The sequence below is a fragment of the Bradyrhizobium sp. 134 genome (assembly GCF_023074155.1).
Taxonomy (GTDB): Bacteria; Pseudomonadota; Alphaproteobacteria; order Rhizobiales; family Xanthobacteraceae; genus Bradyrhizobium.
In genome coordinates this window covers 338,117-354,307 of sequence record NZ_JADPKX010000045.1, presented here as the reverse complement: position 1 = coordinate 354,307, position 16,191 = coordinate 338,117, and the positions used below count along the sequence as shown (strand labels likewise).

The following is a 16,191-nucleotide window of genomic DNA, read 5'->3' as shown; positions in this document are numbered from 1 at the left end:
GGCTACGATGTCCGGTATCGATGCTCGGCCGAATGACGACGTCGTTCGATCTCAATTTGTGGCTAGTCTTGACGATCAGTCGCGTGACTGGGAGCTCGTGCTGCGGGAATCCCACCATCGGATGAAGAACACGCTGACGATACTCGGTGCGTCAGTCCGCCGCGATTTCACCAGAACGGGTACCAGGGACGTGTCGCTTGCAGCGGACCGGCTCGAGCGGCGCATCGTCGCCTTCGGCAGGCTCTATCAGCTCTTGTCCGACAATGACGACCATACGGCGATCCCGGTCGCGGCCTTTTTCGAAAACCTGTGCGGAGCGATTTCCGAGGCCGTGCTGGAGCCGGCGGGCATCCGCTGCGAGGCTGCGATCGAAAGCGGGACGCTGCCGGCGTCGCAATGCCATCGGCTTGCGCTGATGCTGACGGAGCTGGTGACGAATGCGGCCAAGCACGCCTTCCCGAACAGGAATGACGCACTGATCCGCATCGACATGGCCAATCGCGACGGCGCCTGGTTCTGCACGGTAACAGACAACGGGATCGGCGCGACCGGGCCGCTTCAGGGCACCGGCAGCCGGATTCTCGAAGGACTCGCACGCAGCATTCACGCCCGGCTGCAGGGCGAGGCGGGAGAAGACGGCACACGGGTTACCATCGTGATGCCGATCACAGCTGCTTGAAGCTCGTCTTAGATCCAACCCAGGGAGTTCGACATGGCCACTACCGAAATCGACCGCGACGCCGCGGCCAAGCCTTCCAACAAGTCTGCGAAGACGCCTTCGACATCGCCTAGCGTCGATCAGCGGCTCGAGGTGATCGTGATCCCGGTGTCCGATGTCGATCGCGCCAAGGCCTTCTACGCGCGTCTCGGTTGGCGACTGGACGCCGATTTTGCCTCCGGCGATGACTGGCGCGTGATCCAGTTCACGCCGCCGGGTTCGGCCTGCTCGGTGATCTTCGGCAGGAACGTGACGGCGGCAGCGCCGGGCTCGGCGCGAGGCTTGTACCTGATCGTCTCCGATCTGGAGGCGGCGCGAACGGATCTGCTCGACCGCGGCGTCGAGGTCAGCGCTCCATTCCACGGTGCCGGCGATGTTCACGCCGGGACCGACGAGCCTTATCTCTCCGGCAGCGTTCGGGTGAGCGGTGCTGACCCGAAGCGCGGCAGCTACGGCTCATATGCGTCGTTCAGCGATCCCGACGGCAATGGCTGGTTGTTCCAGGAGGTCACGACGCGATTGCCGGGACGGATCGCGGGCGGCGGCACGACATTCGCTTCACAGACTGCGCTGGCCGCAGCACTGCGCCGCGCGGCGGCGGCACATGGCGAGCACGAGAAGCGGACCGGCAGGCACGACGAGAACTGGGCCGATTGGTACGCCGATTACATCGTCCGCGAGCAGGCCGGCCAGCCGCTGCCATCCTGAGCTGGACAGCACAGATTCTTCGACTGATGCAAGCCGACACGGCGCGCGATGACTGAGCTCATCGCGCGCCGTGTTGCTTTGGCGGCGCGCATCGCGAGTCGACGATCGCTCTCCTCGGTGTCGCGCGGCTCGCAACTGCTAACGCGGTCTAACAACCCATAACGAGCAAATTGCCAGGGCCTGCGCCAATCTCTCTGCATGACGAACCGAGGCGTTGATGTCGAATTCGGTCAGCGTCACCGACCAAAGCCAGGGAGATCGAACATGACCACGCAAGCACGTATCGACATTCTCAATCCAGACCGCCGTCAATTGTTGGGCCAGGCCGCGATGACCGCGGTTGCCGCAAGCGTATCGAGCTTGCTGCCGCTGCATTCCGCGAAGGCGGGCGTGAGTGGGGCGGTTCGCCCGTTCCACGTCAGCGTGCCCGAGCAGGATTTGCTAGATCTCCGCCGCCGTCTCGCGGCGACGCGCTGGCCCGATCGCGAGATCGTCGCCGATCAATCACAGGGCGTGCAGCTGACGACGGTGCAGCAACTCGTGAGCTACTGGCAGAACGACTACGACTGGCGCAAGATGGAGGCGCGGCTGAATGCCTTGCCACAATTCGTCACCGAGATTGACGGCGTCGACATCCACTTCATTCACGTTCGCTCGCACCACGAAAACGCGCTGCCGATGATCGTCACGCATGGCTGGCCTGGTTCGATCATCGAGCAGATGAAGATCGTAGGCCCGCTCACCGACCCCACCGCACACGGCGCGACGGCGGTGGACGCCTTCGATCTCGTGATCCCCTCGCTGCCCGGCCACGGCTTCTCCGGCAAGCCGACGGAGCTGGGCTGGGACCCCCAGCGCGTGGCGCGCGCCTGGATCGTGCTGATGAAGCGGCTCGGCTACAACCGCTATGTCGCGCAAGGCGGCGATTGGGGCAATGCCGTGACGGAGCAGATGGCGGTGATCGCGCCGCCGGAACTGCTCGGCATCCACACCAACATGCCCGCGACCGTTCCGGACGACATCGCCAAGGCGCTTCAGCCCGGCGGATCGCGGCCGTCGAACCTCTCGGCCGACGAGCGCTACGCTTACGATCAGCTCGATGACTTCTACAAGCACGGTCTCGGCTACGCGATCGAGATGTCCAACCGGCCGCAGACCCTCTATGGCCTGGTGGATTCGCCGGCGGGTCTCGCGTCCTGGATGCTCGATCATGATGCGCGCAGCACCGCGATGATCGCTCGGGTGTTCGCGGGCAAGACGGAAGGGCTGTCGCGGGACGACGTGATCGACAACATCACGCTCTACTGGTTCACCAACACCGCGGTGTCCTCGGCGCGGCTGTACTGGGAGAACAAGCTGGCATTCTTCGAGCCCAAGCACATCAAGATCCCGGTCGCCGTCAGCGTCTTCCCGGACGAGATCTACGCCGCGCCGCGCAGCTGGACCGAGAAGGCCTATCCGAAGCTGATGCACTACAACCGCCTCGACAAGGGCGGCCACTTCGCCGCCTGGGAGCAGCCCGCATTGTTCTCCGCGGAAATGCGCACCGCCTTCCGACCACTGCGTCAGTCGATCTGAGAACTGCGGGGACGCGCACTTCCGCGCGTTCCCTTCTTTCCCCACAGACAGGAATGCAATCATGAACCGCCCCGAACGCACTTTCACGACGGACCAAATCCGCTTGGAACGTCGCCTGCCGTCATACTGGCGCGTCACCTTTGACATGCCCCCGGTCAATATCTTTGGCCCCAAGCAGCTTCCGCTTCTCGACGACGTCGTCACGGCGATCGAGACCGATCCTGAGGTGAAGGTCGTGGTGTTCGACAGCGCCGTCGAAGGCTTCTTCATCACGCATTACGACTTCCTCGCGCCGCTGGAGGATTCGCTTCGTATCCCGCCCGGGCCGACCGGCCTGCAGGCGCTGCCCGACATGCTGGTGCGTCTCAGCCGCGCGCCGGTCGTCTCGATTGCCTCGATCCGGGGCCGCGCGACCGGCGTCGGCAGCGAGCTGGCGCTCGCGAGCGACATGCGCTTTGCCAGCCGCGAAAAGGCGATTCTGTCGCAATGGGAAGTCGGTGCGGGCCTGGTGCCCGGCGGCGGGCCGATGGCGCGGTTGCCGCGCCTGATGGGCCGCGGCCGCGCGCTCGAAGTTCTGCTCGGCGCCGATGATATCCACGGCGATCTCGCCGAACGTTACGGCTATGTGAACCGGTCGCTGCCGGATGCCGAGCTCGACGGCTTCGTCGAGGCGCTGGCTATGCGCATCGCGTCCTTTGACAAGGAGGCGATTACCGAGACCAAGCGCCTCGTCGACGTCGCGAGCCTGCCGCCGGATGTCGAGATCAAGCCGGAATGGGACGCGTTCCTGGCCTCGCTCAGCCGCCCCGCGAGTCAGACCCGCATAAAGGCGCTGATGTCGCGCGGCTTCCACCGCGCCGGTGACGTCGAGAACCGGCTCGGCTTCCACGTCGGACAGATTGGCGCCTAACGGAACCGCTGCGGCGTTCGGCCGGGCGGAACGGCGACAGGTGGTCGTGCCAATGTCGCTTTCGTCCGGTACCGAGCCCCGGTGCTGAAATCAAACATGGAGAATTGAGATGATCCGCAAGGCAACAGCAGTCTGGAAAGGCACCGGTCGCGATGGCACCGGTCAGCTATCGAGTGAATCCGGCGTGCTCGCCGCGGCGCCCTATTCGTTCAAGACCCGCTTTGAGAACGAGAAGGGCACCAATCCCGAGGAATTGATCGCGGCGGCCCATGCCGGTTGCTTCACCATGGCGCTGGCCTTCGGCCTGCAGCTCGCCGGCTTCACGCCTGACGAGCTCTCGACAGAAGCCGCGGTCACGCTCGAACCTGAAGGCAAGGGTTTCAAGATCAGCAAATCGGCGCTGACGTTGCGTGCCAAGGTGCCGAACCTCGATGACGCAGGTTTCGCCAAGATCGCCGGCGAAGCCGAGAAGAACTGTCCGGTGTCGAAGGTGCTCAATGCCGCGATCACGCTCGACGCCAAGCTCATCTAGCTCAACACACCAGGACTGCCGTCATGCCCCGCCAACATCAGCCGGACGAAGACAGGTTCCGGGCCATTCTGCCCGAGGATATCGCATGGCAGCCGTTTCCGGCATTCCCGCCGGGCGCGCGGCTGGCCGTCATGGTTGGCCACCCCAGTGAACCCGGGCCTTACGTAGTCCGGGTGAAAGTGCCCGGCGGCACCAGGCTGATGCCGCACAAGCATCCGGAGGACCGCATCTACACAGTCATGTCGGGTGTGTTCTACATCGGGCTCGGCGAAAGCTTTGATGGCGACAAAATGAAGGCTTATCCGCCGGGCAGTGTTATCGTGCTGCCCGGCGAGACCTGGCATTTTCATTGGGCGAAGTCCGGCGAATACGTCACGCAGGTTTCCGCCATCGGCCCATTGGGCCTGGAGTATCACGACGACCATGATGACCCGCGCCTGCGTGCCATCGCAGAACAGCGGTAAGCATCTCAGCTAAACGGATGGAGCATCGAATGACAACGGAACGCGCAATTCTGGCCGGAGGCTGCTTCTGGGGCATGCAGGATCTGATCCGCAAGCAGCCGGGCGTGATCTCCACCCGTGTCGGCTACACCGGCGGCACGGTGAAGAATGCCACTTACCGCAATCATGAAGGTCATGCCGAAGCGATCGAGATCACCTTCGATCCCGCCAAGACCAGCTTCCGGACCATGCTGGAGTTCTTCTTCCAGATCCACGATCCGACCACGCTCAACCGCCAGGGCAATGATTTGGGCACGAGCTATCGCTCGGCGATCTTCTATATGAGCGACGAACAGAAGCGGATCGCAAAGGACACGATTGCAGACGTCGAGGCGTCCGGTCTCTGGCCTGGCAAGGTCGTGACCGAGGTCGCGCCCGCGGGCGAGTTCTGGGAAGCCGAGCCGGAGCATCAGGATTATCTCGAACGCTATCCGGACGGCTACACTTGCCACTTCATCCGCCCCGACTGGAAGCTGCCGCGGCGCGGGGCTGCAGCGGCAGGCTAAAGCTGGTCGTCGCTATTGCCGGGTGGAGCCATGGCTGAAATCCGCGAGATCATCGCCGGCATCCGCAGAGCACATCGACCGCTTTTCGGGCCATCTCCCTCAGCTCGGAGCGGCGGGCGCCGGCACGGGCGCGAATGGCAATGGTGTGCATCGTGGCTGAAGCGAGAATGGCAAGCGCCGCCGGATCGGCGTCGCGCTTCAGCTCGCCCTTGTCCTGCGCGAGGCGGAAGCGGGCTTCGAAATCGGCATCTATCATGCGCAGTCCCGCCGCGACGCTGCTCCGGATCGCGGCATCTTCTGCGACTTCGGTCACCGCCGTCCCCACCACGAAGCAGCCGCGCGCGGTTCCCTTGCCGGAAAAATAGATCGACAGCGCCGCGTCATAGGCAAGCATCAGCGCTTCGTCCAAGGGATGGTCCCGGGCGAGAGCCTCACGCGTCGCGGCCAGGCTGATCTCCCAATAACGCGCGAGCGCCTCGAGATAGAGCGCATGCTTGTTGCCGAACACTGCGTAGAGGCTCGGCGGACTCATCCCGGTCGCGGCAGCGACCTTGTCCAGGGAGGTACCGGAATAGCCCGTCCTCCAGAACGTTTCGGTTGCCCGCTTCAAGGCCGTCTCTGCGTCGTAGGCCGGTGGCCGTCCCCGGCGGGCCGGGCTCGTTTCGCTCTTTTTCCGTGCCATGTCGTCAGAATTCCGGTTGCCACGTTCCACACATATATTTGTATGGACCGTTATAAAAATCAAGGTCGCGCCCTTGATCACCACGTCGGAGCACAATATTTGTAACGATCGTTATTAAATAGTTTGAATCGGAGGATATTTCGATGCGTTTCGATTTTGCGCCGATCGCCGGCGGGCTCGGCGATCGCAACAGGTTCCGCACGAGCGAGGCCGCCGCGCAATGGTTCAGGACAGGGCTTGGCAAGCGGCTGCGACGGCCGCTGATGCTCGCGCTGCCGATGGCGGTGGCCGTGGTCGGCGCCTTCATCTATCTGGCGCAGGAGCAATATGTCTCGACCGACGACGCATTTGTTCGCGCCGCCAAGGTGACCATCAATGCCCGGGTTTCCGGCCAGGCGGTCGAGATCGCCGTACGTGACAATCAGCGCGTCCGGCGGGGGCAGGTGCTGTTTCGCATCGACCCGGAGCCTTATGAAATTGCCGTCGACCAGGCCGAGGCGCGCCTCGGAAGTACGCGGCTCCAGATCGAATCCCTCAAGGCGACCCATCGTCAGCAGCAGGCGGAGCTGCAATCGGCCAAAGAATCTGCTGCCTTCGACGAGCGCGAGTTCGACCGCAAGAAGATGCTGGTCGCTTCCGACTTCACGCCGCGCGCGGTCTACGAGCGGGCCGAGACGGACATGAAGGTCGCTCGCCACCGCATGGTGTCGATCGAACAGCAGATCGCCAATACAATCGTTGCCCTCAATGGCGATGCCGATATCGACATCGATCGCCATCCGACCGTTCGCGCGGCCAGGGCACAGCTCGACCGTGCGCGGCTCGATCTCTCCTATGCCACCGTGACGGCGCCGGCGGACGGCATCGTGACCAAGGTGGACGATCTCCAGATCGGCGGCTTCGTCAATGCCGGGGCACCGACGTTCTCGCTGCTGTCGAGCCGGCACGTCTGGGTCGAGGCGAATTTTCGCGAGACCGGTCTCAGTCATATGCGTCCAGGGCAGGAGGCGACGATCGACGTCGATGCCTATCCGGATCGCAAGTTCAGGGCGCATATCGTCAGCATGAGTCCCGGCACCGGATCGGACTTCTCGCTCCTGCCGCCCGAGAATGCGACGGGAAACTGGGTCAAGGTCGTCCAGCGATTGGCGGTGCGCCTGGAACTCGACGATCTCGATCCAAGCCGGCCGCTGTTCTCGGGCATCAGCGTGACGGCGCGGGTTGATACCGGCCATCGCCGCAGCTGGGCACATCTGCCCCAACCCGCGCGCGCAACGGAGGGAAAATGACTACGCCCCTTCCATCGACCACGGCGCCCGGTGGTCGTCACGCGATCGCCGCGGCCGCCCTCATGGCGACCTACATGCAGGCCGTCAACATTTCGATACCGAACGCGGCGCTACCTCATATTCAGGCGACGCTCTCGATGGCCAATGACGAGGTCGGCTGGGTGTTTTCCTCTTATATCGCTGCGAGCGCCGTGACCATGTCGATCACGCAATGGCTGGCGGGACGCTACGGCCGGAAAGTGGTCTATCAGGCCGCCGTCACGATTTTCGTGTTGGGTCTCGCCCTCGATACACTGGCGACGACCTCGATTCAGTTCGTGCTGGCGCGAATCCTCCAGGGCGCGGCGAGCGGACCGCTGGCGCCGCTCTCGCTGGCGATCCTGCTCGAGGCGACATCGCCGGTGCGACATGCGCGCATGAGCCTGGCGTGGACCGTCTGCTCCCTGCTCGGCATCAGCAGCGGCCCAGCCATTGGCGGTTGGCTCAGTGAATATTACGGCTGGCCCGCGATCTTCTATTTCAGCCTGCCGATGACGGGCTTCATTTTCCTGACGATGGCTCAGCTGCTCGGCGAGAAGCGGGCCGAGCGGAGCCAGCCCTTCGACTTCTTCGGCCTGGCGACGTTCTCCGTCGGCATGATCGGGTTGCAGATGTTGCTCGACCGCGGCGAGCGCCTGGAATGGTTCGCCTCGACGGAAATCTGGATCGAGGCGGGCGCCTCCGTGCTCGGCTTCTATCTCTTCATCGTGCACGTTATGACGACAAAGGAGCACTTTCTCCGCACGGCGCTGTTCAGGGACCGCAATCTCGTGCTCTCGACGGTCATCTCCTTCGCGCTTGGTTTCGTGCTGCTGCCGACCCTGGCCCTGACGTCCCCGATGCTGGAGGAATTGCTCAACTACCCCGTCGACACCACTGGATACATGACTGTTCCGCGCGGCGTCGCGCTGGTGGGAGCGCTGGTGCTGACGAGCCTGATCCCGGCGCAGATCGACTACCGGCCGTTCCTCGTGGGCGGAATGACGCTGGTGGTCTATGCCAACTGGCTGATGCTCGGCTATTCGCCGGCGATGGATTGGCGGCCGGTGGTCGAGGCCGGCCTGCTCCAGGGAGCGGGTCTCGGCATGTTGCTGCCCGCGCTCGCCAGGGCCGCGTTCGGCACGCTCGATCCGAAGCTCCGCCCGGAAGGCAGCGCGTTGGTCAACCTTTCGCGCCTCTATGGCAGCACCATTGGCATCGCGGTCGTCCAGCTCTTCTTCTACGCCAACACGCAGGCTGTGCACGCCGCACTCGCAAAGAATCTCACGCCCTATCGTGTCGCCGCTTATGTCGGGGGCTCGGTCGGCAAGCCGGGCCTTGCGGCCCTCAACGGCATGGTCACGCGTCAGGCGGCGACCGTCGCGGTCATCAACCAGTTCGAGATCCTGATGTTCGCCATGCTCGTCGTGATTCCGCTCGTGTTTTTTCTCCGTAAGCCGCGGCCTACCGGTTAACGCCTGGAGCCGTGGAACGACATCGCATCGTCAATTCCGAATACCTCGTCCCTCACTTTTGAGGGAGCCGTGGACAAGCAAAGGAGCATCAGCATGACTTCGTCAGATACGCTTCGTTATACGAGAATTCCAACTCATCAATCCGGGACGATTCCCGCGGTGGGATTTGGCACGCTCATTCCGGATCCGCTCGTGACCAGGCGGGCCACCAAGGCTGCGTTGGAGGCCGGATTTCGACATCTTGATTGCGCGGAGCGCTATCGCAACGAGGAAGCGGTCGGCGACGCGCTGCAGGAGACCTTCAAGGCGGGGACGCTTCAGCGCAAGGACCTGTTCGTTACGACGAAGCTATGGAACACCAATCATCGGCCGGAACGGGTCAGGCCTGCCTTCGACGCCAGTCGCCGACGGCTGCAGCTCGACGAGATCGATTGCTACATCATCCATACGCCCTTTGCCTTTCAACCCGGCGACGAGCAGGACCCGAGGGATGAGCACGGTCGGGTCATCTATGATTCTGGGGTTACGCTGGCCGAAACGTGGGGGGCGCTGGAACGCCTTGTCGACGAGGGGCACTGCAAGTCGATCGGCCTGTCGGACATCACCCTGGACAAGCTGCGCGAGATCGTTTCGGTCGCGCGGATCAGGCCCGCCATGGTGCAAGTCGAATCGCATCCGTATCTCCCCGAATGGGACCTGCTCGACTTCTGTCGAGAGCACGGAATTGTGCTGCAGGCGTTTGCAGCGCTGGGACACGCGATGAAGCCGAACGTCCTGGTTGATCCGGTGATCACTGCCATCGCGGAGCGTTTGCACAAGACACCGGCTCAAATTGCGCTGGCGTGGGCCGTCCAGCGCGGCACCGCTTTCCTGACGACTTCGACCAATCCCCGGCGCATCCAGGAAAACTTCGATATTTCAGCCTTGCCCGAAGACGCCATGCGAGAGATGAGGGACCAGATCACGACAAACATCAGGTTCAACACGGTCGTCGAGACCGGCGTGCCCGGATTCATCCCGCGGGCTGGGTGAATCAGTGCCGGTCAGCCGACTCGTCAAGCCCGGAGCTGCTCGATCAAATCGTGGGCGCTACGGATCTCGGCGATGCCGGCGCCCTCTTTGAAAGGCCCGCATGCGCGTTCCAGAATTGCCAAGGCTTCCGTGGTCTGGCCAGCCCCAATCATGAACCGCGCCAGGCTGACCGCGCTTCGCAGCTCCCAGAAGCGCGCGCCTTGCTGGACGGCAATGTCCATGGCCTCGCGAAAGTGCGCCTCGGCGTCTTCCGAACGCCGAGTGCTCCTGAGCATCAACTCTCCCTTGATGCGGATCAGCTCCGGTAGATACCAGAGCTCCTGCCGGTCGTTGCAGCGGGTCAGGACATCCTCGATCACGTCGAGCCCGCGATCGACCTGGTCGGCCTCTCCGGAACACGCGGCGAGCTCGCCGAGCAGGGGCAGAAAGCGCGGCAGGAAGCGCGCATCGCCGGCGCGATTGAGCTCCTCACGCAGCAGCGGCAACCCGGTCGTGACGTCGCCGCGCTTGACCATGACCGCGGCATTGAAGGCCCGCGCCCACAGGCCCCACAGCCGGATCGCGTGGCGCTCGGTGTGTTCGAGCAACTCGGCGCCGTGACGTTCCGCAGCGTCGAAATCGCCGGACCAGAAGGCGATCGGGCAGGCGGCTTGTCCAAGCACGCTGCAGAAGGTCAGTGCGTGGCCGTTGGCCCGGCCTTCCTCGATGTTTCTGGCGGTAAGGGCCTGAGCCTGATCGGCCAGGCCCTGAAGCCACAGGATGCGAGCCCGAAAATATTGCGTCGAGATTCTCAGATCGAGCGGAAAGATTTTCGGCTTCTCCGCCAACACATGCAGCGATGCATTGACCCGCTCGATGCGCAGCCGAGCCTCGTTCTGATCCCCGAGATAGTGCAGCGCCACGGCCATCAGCCGGTCGCCCAGCATGACATCGGTCTTGTCGGGCGAGTTCGCGGCCGCGTTCGCAAAGCGATCGGCGAGCGCACGGGCCTTGCCGAACTGTCCGTTGTTGAACTGGTCGATGCACAAGCCCCAGAGCGCGCGCAGCCGGAAATCCTTGTCGTCGAGCCTGTCAGCAAGCTCAAGGGTCGTCTCGAGGATCGGCCGCGCCTCGCGCGCGCGGCCCTCGCCATACATCAGCGACCAGCCGAGCGCCGACAGCAGCTGCATGCGGATGCGGTTATCGTCGGCGGTGTCTCCGAGCGCCGCGAGCGCCGTTCTGCTGCGCTCACGGCACTCCGCGAACAGCGAAAGACGCACCCACAGCGTGACCGCGGCCGCCGTCAGCGCGATACCGAGTCTCGCCTCGCCGTCGGGGCCGAAGGCCCAGTCCAACGCCGCACGCACATTGTCCAGCTCCGCGCCATAGATGCTCAGCCATTCGGGCAGCGGCGTCGAAATATCCGCCTCCGCGCGCTGGAATAAATCGCGAAAATGCTCGGCATGACGCCGCGCGAACTGCCTGGCTTCGCCGAGCTCGTTGAGTTTTCCGTATGCATAGGTGCGCGTGGTGTCGAGCAGCCGATAGCGCAGCGTGCGCGAGCCGGACGGCGAAATAAGCGACTTGGTCACCAGGCTGTCGATTGCTTCGAGAGTCTCGGATGCATTGAGTCCGTCACCGGACGCGACCGCGGCAGCCGCCTCCGGCGCGAAAGGCCCGGCGAAGACCGACAGGCGTCGCAGCGTGGCGCTCTCCACGGGAGGCAGAAGGTCGTAGCTCCAGTCGAGAGCCGCAGCGAGCGTCTGGTGCCGCGGCACGGCGGTACGCCGGCCCCGCCATTGCAGCGAAAAGCGGCTGTCGAGCAGGGATGCCGTGCCGGCGATGCCGTAAGCATTGACGCGGCCCGCCGCGAGCTCGATCGCCAGCGCGATGCCGTCGAGGCGCCGGCAGATGCTCGCGACGAGGGGCGCCTCCTCTGCGCTGAGCTGGAACGGGCCCGAGCTCTGCGCAATGCGGTCCACAAAGAGTTGAGCCGCGGGATAGGCAAGGACCTCGTCGACAGCAAGCCCTTCGCGCTCGGGCGGACAATCCAGCGGGAACAGCCGGAAAATCCGCTCGCCTTCGCTGCGGAACGATTCGCGGCTGGTTGCGAGAACACGAAGCTGCGGTGCCTCGCGAACGATGTGCTCGACCAGCGGCGCCAATTGATCCAACACATGTTCGCAACTGTCGAAGATCAGCAGGGCCGGGCCGGTCTTCAGAAACGTCAGCAGAGCCGGCGTCGGATCCTCCGCGCTGATTGTCAGTCCGAGCGCCGAAGCAATGGTGGTCGCGATGTGGCTGGCGTCCCTCAGCGGACCGAAATCGACAAAGAAGACTCGCCCGTCGAAATCCTGGGAACGGCGATGCCCGACGGTGACGGCGACCGAGGTCTTGCCGATGCCGCCCGGGCCGACGACGGTCATGAAGCGATAGAGCGAAAGTCCGTTCGAGATCTTCTCGATGACATCTTCCCGGCCGACCATCCTTGTGAGCTGAGCGGGCAGGGAGCGGGGAGGGGCGGTTTCGGCCGGGAGCGGGGCGGCCGGCAGAGCTGCTTGAGCGAACGAGGCGACAAAACAATAGCCTCGGCCCGGCACGTTGACGACGTAACGGGCCGACTTGCCGGTGTCGCCGAGCGCCTTGCGCAGCGCCGCCACGTGGAAGCGCAGGCTGCCCTCGTCGACATTGACGCCGGCCCAGATGCGCTTGACCAGCTCTCTCTTGTCGACGACTTCTCCTGGGCGTCCGGCAAGGAAGATGAGAATGTCGAGCGCGCGGCCGCCGACATGAAGCGGCGAGCCCTCCTTCTCCAAGAGCCGGGACTTCGGAAACAGTCGAAATGGCCCAAAGGAAATGGCCGAGTCTTCGCTACGATCTGGCACGCGCCATCGCCCCCTCGAAGGGAGTCAAAAGGTATTAGTTTTTGGTCTACCAGAACGAGGCGTACAGTAAACTGGCCGAAAGCAGTGGGCAGGGCTGGCAGCCCTGCGTGGACGGCTTGGGTCGGCTCGCTCGCGAAATTATGCTTGGAAAGTAAAGAGTTAGGCCGACGTGACAATGCGATGACACCGGGGTTCGTCCGGATGGAGCATTGACTGTGGTGCCGGATTGCTGCGATGGCATGGTCCGGGAGCCGGTCCCGCCACCACATTGACTGCCGACTTCCGGAATTTCCAGCATGACCTCTTTCACGCGGCGACAATTCGTGCACGCGTTGACAAGCGCGGCGGCGCTCGCCGCGCTTCCCTGCAGCGGACAAGCCGCCGACTATCCGTCTCGTCCCATTCGCCTGGTGATTCCCTACGGAGCCGGCGGATCGGGCGACCAGATCGCGCGCCCCTGGGTGGACAGGATGCCGTCGCTGCTGGGGCCGACCTTCGTCGAATATATCGGCGGCGCGGGCGGCGCCATCGGGACCGCGGCGGTCGCGCGCGAGGAGCCCGACGGCTATTCGCTGCTGCTCGGCAACGGCAGCACGCAGGTCATCATTCCCTTGACGTCGGCGAATCCCGGATATTCCGTTGGCGATTTCCGCGCCATCTACCGCCTGATCAACAGCGCGCTGGTTTTCGCCATCAATCCTTCGGTGCCCGCCGCAAACCTGCGCGAGTTGATCACCTATGCGAAAGCCAATCCGGGAAAGCTGTCCTATGGCACGCCGGGGATCGCCACCGGAAACCATCTGGTCGGCGAGTCCTTCAAGCAGCAGGCCGGTGCGCTGGACATCGTCCACGTGCCCTATCGGGGCATCGCGCAGGCGACCAACGATCTCGTCAGCGGCCAGATATCGCTCGTCATTGCCGTCATGTCCGTTCAATTGCAGCAGTTGGCTCAAGCGGGGAAAGTCAGACTGCTGGCGGTCACCACCGAAACGCGGCTGAGCGGCGCGCCCGAGATCCCTACCGCCGTCGAATCCGGCATGCCCGGCATCCGGTATGAGGGCTGGTTCGGTCTGTTCGCACCCAAGGACACCGGCGATGCGATCATCGACCGGATTGCGCAGGCGACGCGGCTCGCCATGGCCGATACGGCGCTTCTGGCGAGCTATCGCGCCCAGGGCATGGAGCCGGACAACGATTCAAGCCCGGACAAATTCCAGCGCATCGTCGAGGCCACATCCGCGAGCCTCGCGCCCCTGATCAAATCGATCGGGCTGAGCAATTTGTGAGGCCGCTCAGCCGTCGGCGCGCGTAACAATGCGCGCCGTCAGCGTGACGAGGCCCATCAGCGCGGCCAGGAGCCAGAACGCGACCGGCAATCCGCCAAGACGTGCGACGAAGCCGACACCGGCGGGGCCGACGAGAACGCCGGCGTAGCCGGCGGTCGTGATCGCCGCGACGGCGAGCCCCGTGGGCATCACCGTCTGTCTCGCCGCCCGGCGGAACAGCACCGGCACGAGGTTCGATGCGCCGAGGCCGATGAGCAGGAAGCCGGCCACAGCCACCGCCACGACGGGAGCCGTGAGCAGGACCACGAAACCCGCGATCGCAATCAGGCTGCCCCAGAACAATGTGGTGCGGTCTCCGATGCGCGCGACGACGGCGTCGCCGCCGAGCCGCCCGATCGTCATCGCGACCGAGAACACGATATAGCCAATCCCGCCTTGCGCTTCGGAGACGAGGCCCGCGCCGATGACGAGCAACGCGCCCCAATCGAGCATCGCGCCTTCGACCAGGAAGGTGATGGCGCAAAGCAGTGCGAGCAGGAGCACGGCGCCATGCGGCAGCACGAACAGCGGTCCCTCCTGCACCTGCACGGAGCGAAGCAGCCGCGGCCAGGCCACCAGCATCGCGATCAGCATCAGGACGGAGCAGATCAGCGTGCAAGCGAGCGCGCCGAGTTGCAGCGAGAGCAGTGCGGTCATGAGTGCGGCCCCGGCGAAGCCGCCGATGCTGAACAGCGCGTGGAAGCCGGACATCAGCGGACGTCCCGCGGCGCGCTCCACCTCCACCGCCTGGATGTTCATGGCGACGTCGATAGAACCGAGCGCGGCACCGAATGCGAGGAGTGCCAGCGCCAGCGTCGCCGGCGAGCTCGCGATTGTCAGCAGAGGCAGGACCAAGGCAAGACCGAGCCCGCCCGCAATGATGATCGGCTTGCTGCCATAGCGCGCGCTCAGCAAGCCGGTCAGAACCATCGCGATGACCGAGCCGATGCCAAGGCTGAGCAGGAGCAGTCCGAGGATGCCGTCGTCGACGGCGAGCCGCGCCTTCGCGAACGGCACCAGCGGTGCCCAGCACGCGATGCCGAAGCCCGCGACGAGGAAGGCAAGCCTGGTCGCAAGGCGTGTCGCCGGCTTGTCGGCAGAAGACATGGGAACTCCGGGGAGGAGAATTAGGGCGGGGGCGATCGACAAGCCTCGCAATTGTTGCGTCTTTATGTCCGCGGCGGACTCGAATTTGTCGCAGGCGGCCCTGGGCGGACGGAACGCCAGTGCGAACAAAGGAGTGAGGCTTCGTAGCCCGGATGGAGCGCAGCGCAATCCGGAGCCGCTCGCGCGCATTCGGCACCGTCCCGGATTACGCTTGCGCTCCATCCGGGCTACACGACCGCCTCTGTGTCGCCCTCCTGTCAATCCCACCGCGCAAAAATATTCCACTTTACCGAAATTCGGTTTTGGCGTATATGTCGCCCATCCCGGCTCATCCTTGAGGGGCGATCTTGTGGTCGTCACGTTCGCGAGCCGGGCTTGCGGTGGACGCGGCAGCGTTCGGGTACGAGAGGCCAAGGGCAGGGCGGATTGCTCTCCGTGAGCCCAAACTTCGTGCCGACGAGCGGCGCTGCTAGGGCTTCGTCTCGTCATCAGGTCGGCGGCAACGTGCACAACGTCGTCGAAACCGGTGGCAAAATGGCGGGCCGTGCGTACGGCAAAACCGTGTGGTCCTGGCCGTCGTTGCTACGGTCAAGCTCTTGCGGATGCGGCATTGGCGTCAACCGGCGCGATGTCGGTGACTTCCGCGAAGGCGAGGGAGGCCAGCAGGAACTCGGCTCCCGGGAGAGCACGGCATAAGCCGTCCAACCATCGCGCAGGGAAGGCCGAGTGATTGGCACCGCCTGTATGCTGCTGTGCGGTTTCCTTGCGCTACATCTTCGCGCAGCGGACCGCGGGTGCCAGCCGGCACCCGGCCTTCCCTGCGCCCTCTTGGATTTGAGGGTGGAGTGACGAAGCAAAGCTCGGGCGAAACGCGCCGCGAGGATGCGAAGGCGTGTCTGCAGATCGAGCCTGCATTTGGAGGATGAGGATGCTGGCCCCTTGCT

14 protein-coding genes are annotated in these 16,191 nt (G+C 64.3%); 11 read left to right on the top strand and 3 right to left on the bottom strand.

The annotated features are described in order from the left end of the window. The first annotated feature begins 7 nt into the window (after positions 1–7). The 7 genes from IVA75_RS16625 to msrA all read left to right on the top strand — a co-directional run bounded on the left by IVA75_RS16625 (position 8) and on the right by msrA (position 5,455). Positions 8–679: a sensor histidine kinase gene (locus tag IVA75_RS16625; RefSeq protein WP_247290729.1), complete on the top strand. Its 672-nt coding sequence runs from the start codon at positions 8–10 to the stop codon at positions 677–679. A 33-nt stretch (positions 680–712) separates the two neighbouring features. After that, positions 713–1,426 carry a VOC family protein gene (locus IVA75_RS16620; protein ID WP_247290728.1) on the top strand — a complete coding sequence of 238 codons (714 nt, stop codon included), beginning with the start codon at positions 713–715 and terminating at the stop codon, positions 1,424–1,426. A gap of 264 nt (positions 1,427–1,690) precedes the next feature. After that, positions 1,691–3,004 carry an epoxide hydrolase family protein gene (locus tag IVA75_RS16615; RefSeq protein WP_247290726.1) on the top strand — a complete coding sequence of 438 codons (1,314 nt, stop codon included), beginning with the start codon at positions 1,691–1,693 and terminating at the stop codon, positions 3,002–3,004. A gap of 61 nt (positions 3,005–3,065) precedes the next feature. Continuing rightward, positions 3,066–3,914 carry an enoyl-CoA hydratase/isomerase family protein gene (locus IVA75_RS16610; RefSeq protein WP_247290724.1) on the top strand — a complete coding sequence of 283 codons (849 nt, stop codon included), beginning with the start codon at positions 3,066–3,068 and terminating at the stop codon, positions 3,912–3,914. 109 nt (positions 3,915–4,023) lie between these two features. Then, on the top strand, positions 4,024–4,446 hold the full coding sequence (locus IVA75_RS16605) for an OsmC family protein (RefSeq protein WP_247290714.1): 423 nt from the start codon (positions 4,024–4,026) through the stop codon (positions 4,444–4,446). A 23-nt stretch (positions 4,447–4,469) separates the two neighbouring features. Then, positions 4,470–4,910 carry a cupin domain-containing protein gene (locus tag IVA75_RS16600; protein ID WP_247290712.1) on the top strand — a complete coding sequence of 147 codons (441 nt, stop codon included), beginning with the start codon at positions 4,470–4,472 and terminating at the stop codon, positions 4,908–4,910. A gap of 29 nt (positions 4,911–4,939) precedes the next feature. Continuing rightward, positions 4,940–5,455 carry a peptide-methionine (S)-S-oxide reductase MsrA gene (gene msrA / locus IVA75_RS16595; protein WP_247290708.1) on the top strand — a complete coding sequence of 172 codons (516 nt, stop codon included), beginning with the start codon at positions 4,940–4,942 and terminating at the stop codon, positions 5,453–5,455. A 49-nt stretch (positions 5,456–5,504) separates the two neighbouring features. Here msrA and IVA75_RS16590 read toward each other — a convergent pair whose 3' ends face one another. Beyond that, the gene (locus IVA75_RS16590; protein WP_247290706.1) at positions 5,505–6,065 is read right to left on the bottom strand and encodes a TetR/AcrR family transcriptional regulator; all 561 of its coding nucleotides are present in this window, start codon (positions 6,063–6,065) and stop codon (positions 5,505–5,507) included. A gap of 215 nt (positions 6,066–6,280) precedes the next feature. Between IVA75_RS16590 and IVA75_RS16585 the strand changes: the two genes are divergently transcribed. The 3 genes from IVA75_RS16585 to IVA75_RS16575 all read left to right on the top strand — a co-directional run bounded on the left by IVA75_RS16585 (position 6,281) and on the right by IVA75_RS16575 (position 9,951). After that, positions 6,281–7,426: an HlyD family secretion protein gene (locus IVA75_RS16585; protein ID WP_247290704.1), complete on the top strand. Its 1,146-nt coding sequence runs from the start codon at positions 6,281–6,283 to the stop codon at positions 7,424–7,426. Next, a complete protein-coding gene (locus tag IVA75_RS16580; protein ID WP_247290694.1) occupies positions 7,423–8,919 on the top strand; it encodes an MDR family MFS transporter in 1,497 nt (498 codons plus the stop codon). The genes IVA75_RS16585 and IVA75_RS16580 overlap by 4 nt, the downstream gene beginning before the upstream one ends. 93 nt (positions 8,920–9,012) lie before the next feature. Continuing rightward, positions 9,013–9,951 carry an aldo/keto reductase gene (locus tag IVA75_RS16575; protein WP_247290849.1) on the top strand — a complete coding sequence of 313 codons (939 nt, stop codon included), beginning with the start codon at positions 9,013–9,015 and terminating at the stop codon, positions 9,949–9,951. Between the two features lie 23 nt (positions 9,952–9,974). Here the strand turns inward: IVA75_RS16575 and IVA75_RS16570 are convergent, their stop codons facing one another. Continuing rightward, on the bottom strand, positions 9,975–12,815 hold the full coding sequence (locus IVA75_RS16570; RefSeq protein WP_247290692.1) for a winged helix-turn-helix domain-containing protein: 2,841 nt from the start codon (positions 12,813–12,815) through the stop codon (positions 9,975–9,977). Positions 12,816–13,111: 296 nt separating this feature from the next. Here IVA75_RS16570 and IVA75_RS16565 point away from each other — a divergent pair, with 296 nt between their 5' ends. Further along, positions 13,112–14,101 (top strand): tripartite tricarboxylate transporter substrate binding protein, encoded by a 990-nt coding sequence (locus tag IVA75_RS16565; protein WP_247290690.1) that lies wholly within the window; start codon positions 13,112–13,114, stop codon positions 14,099–14,101. A gap of 6 nt (positions 14,102–14,107) precedes the next feature. On the opposite strand, the gene IVA75_RS16560 is transcribed toward IVA75_RS16565, so the two are convergent. After that, positions 14,108–15,247, bottom strand: a complete 1,140-nt coding sequence (locus tag IVA75_RS16560; protein ID WP_247290688.1) for an MFS transporter — start codon at positions 15,245–15,247, stop codon at positions 14,108–14,110. Positions 15,248–16,191 lie beyond the last annotated feature (944 nt).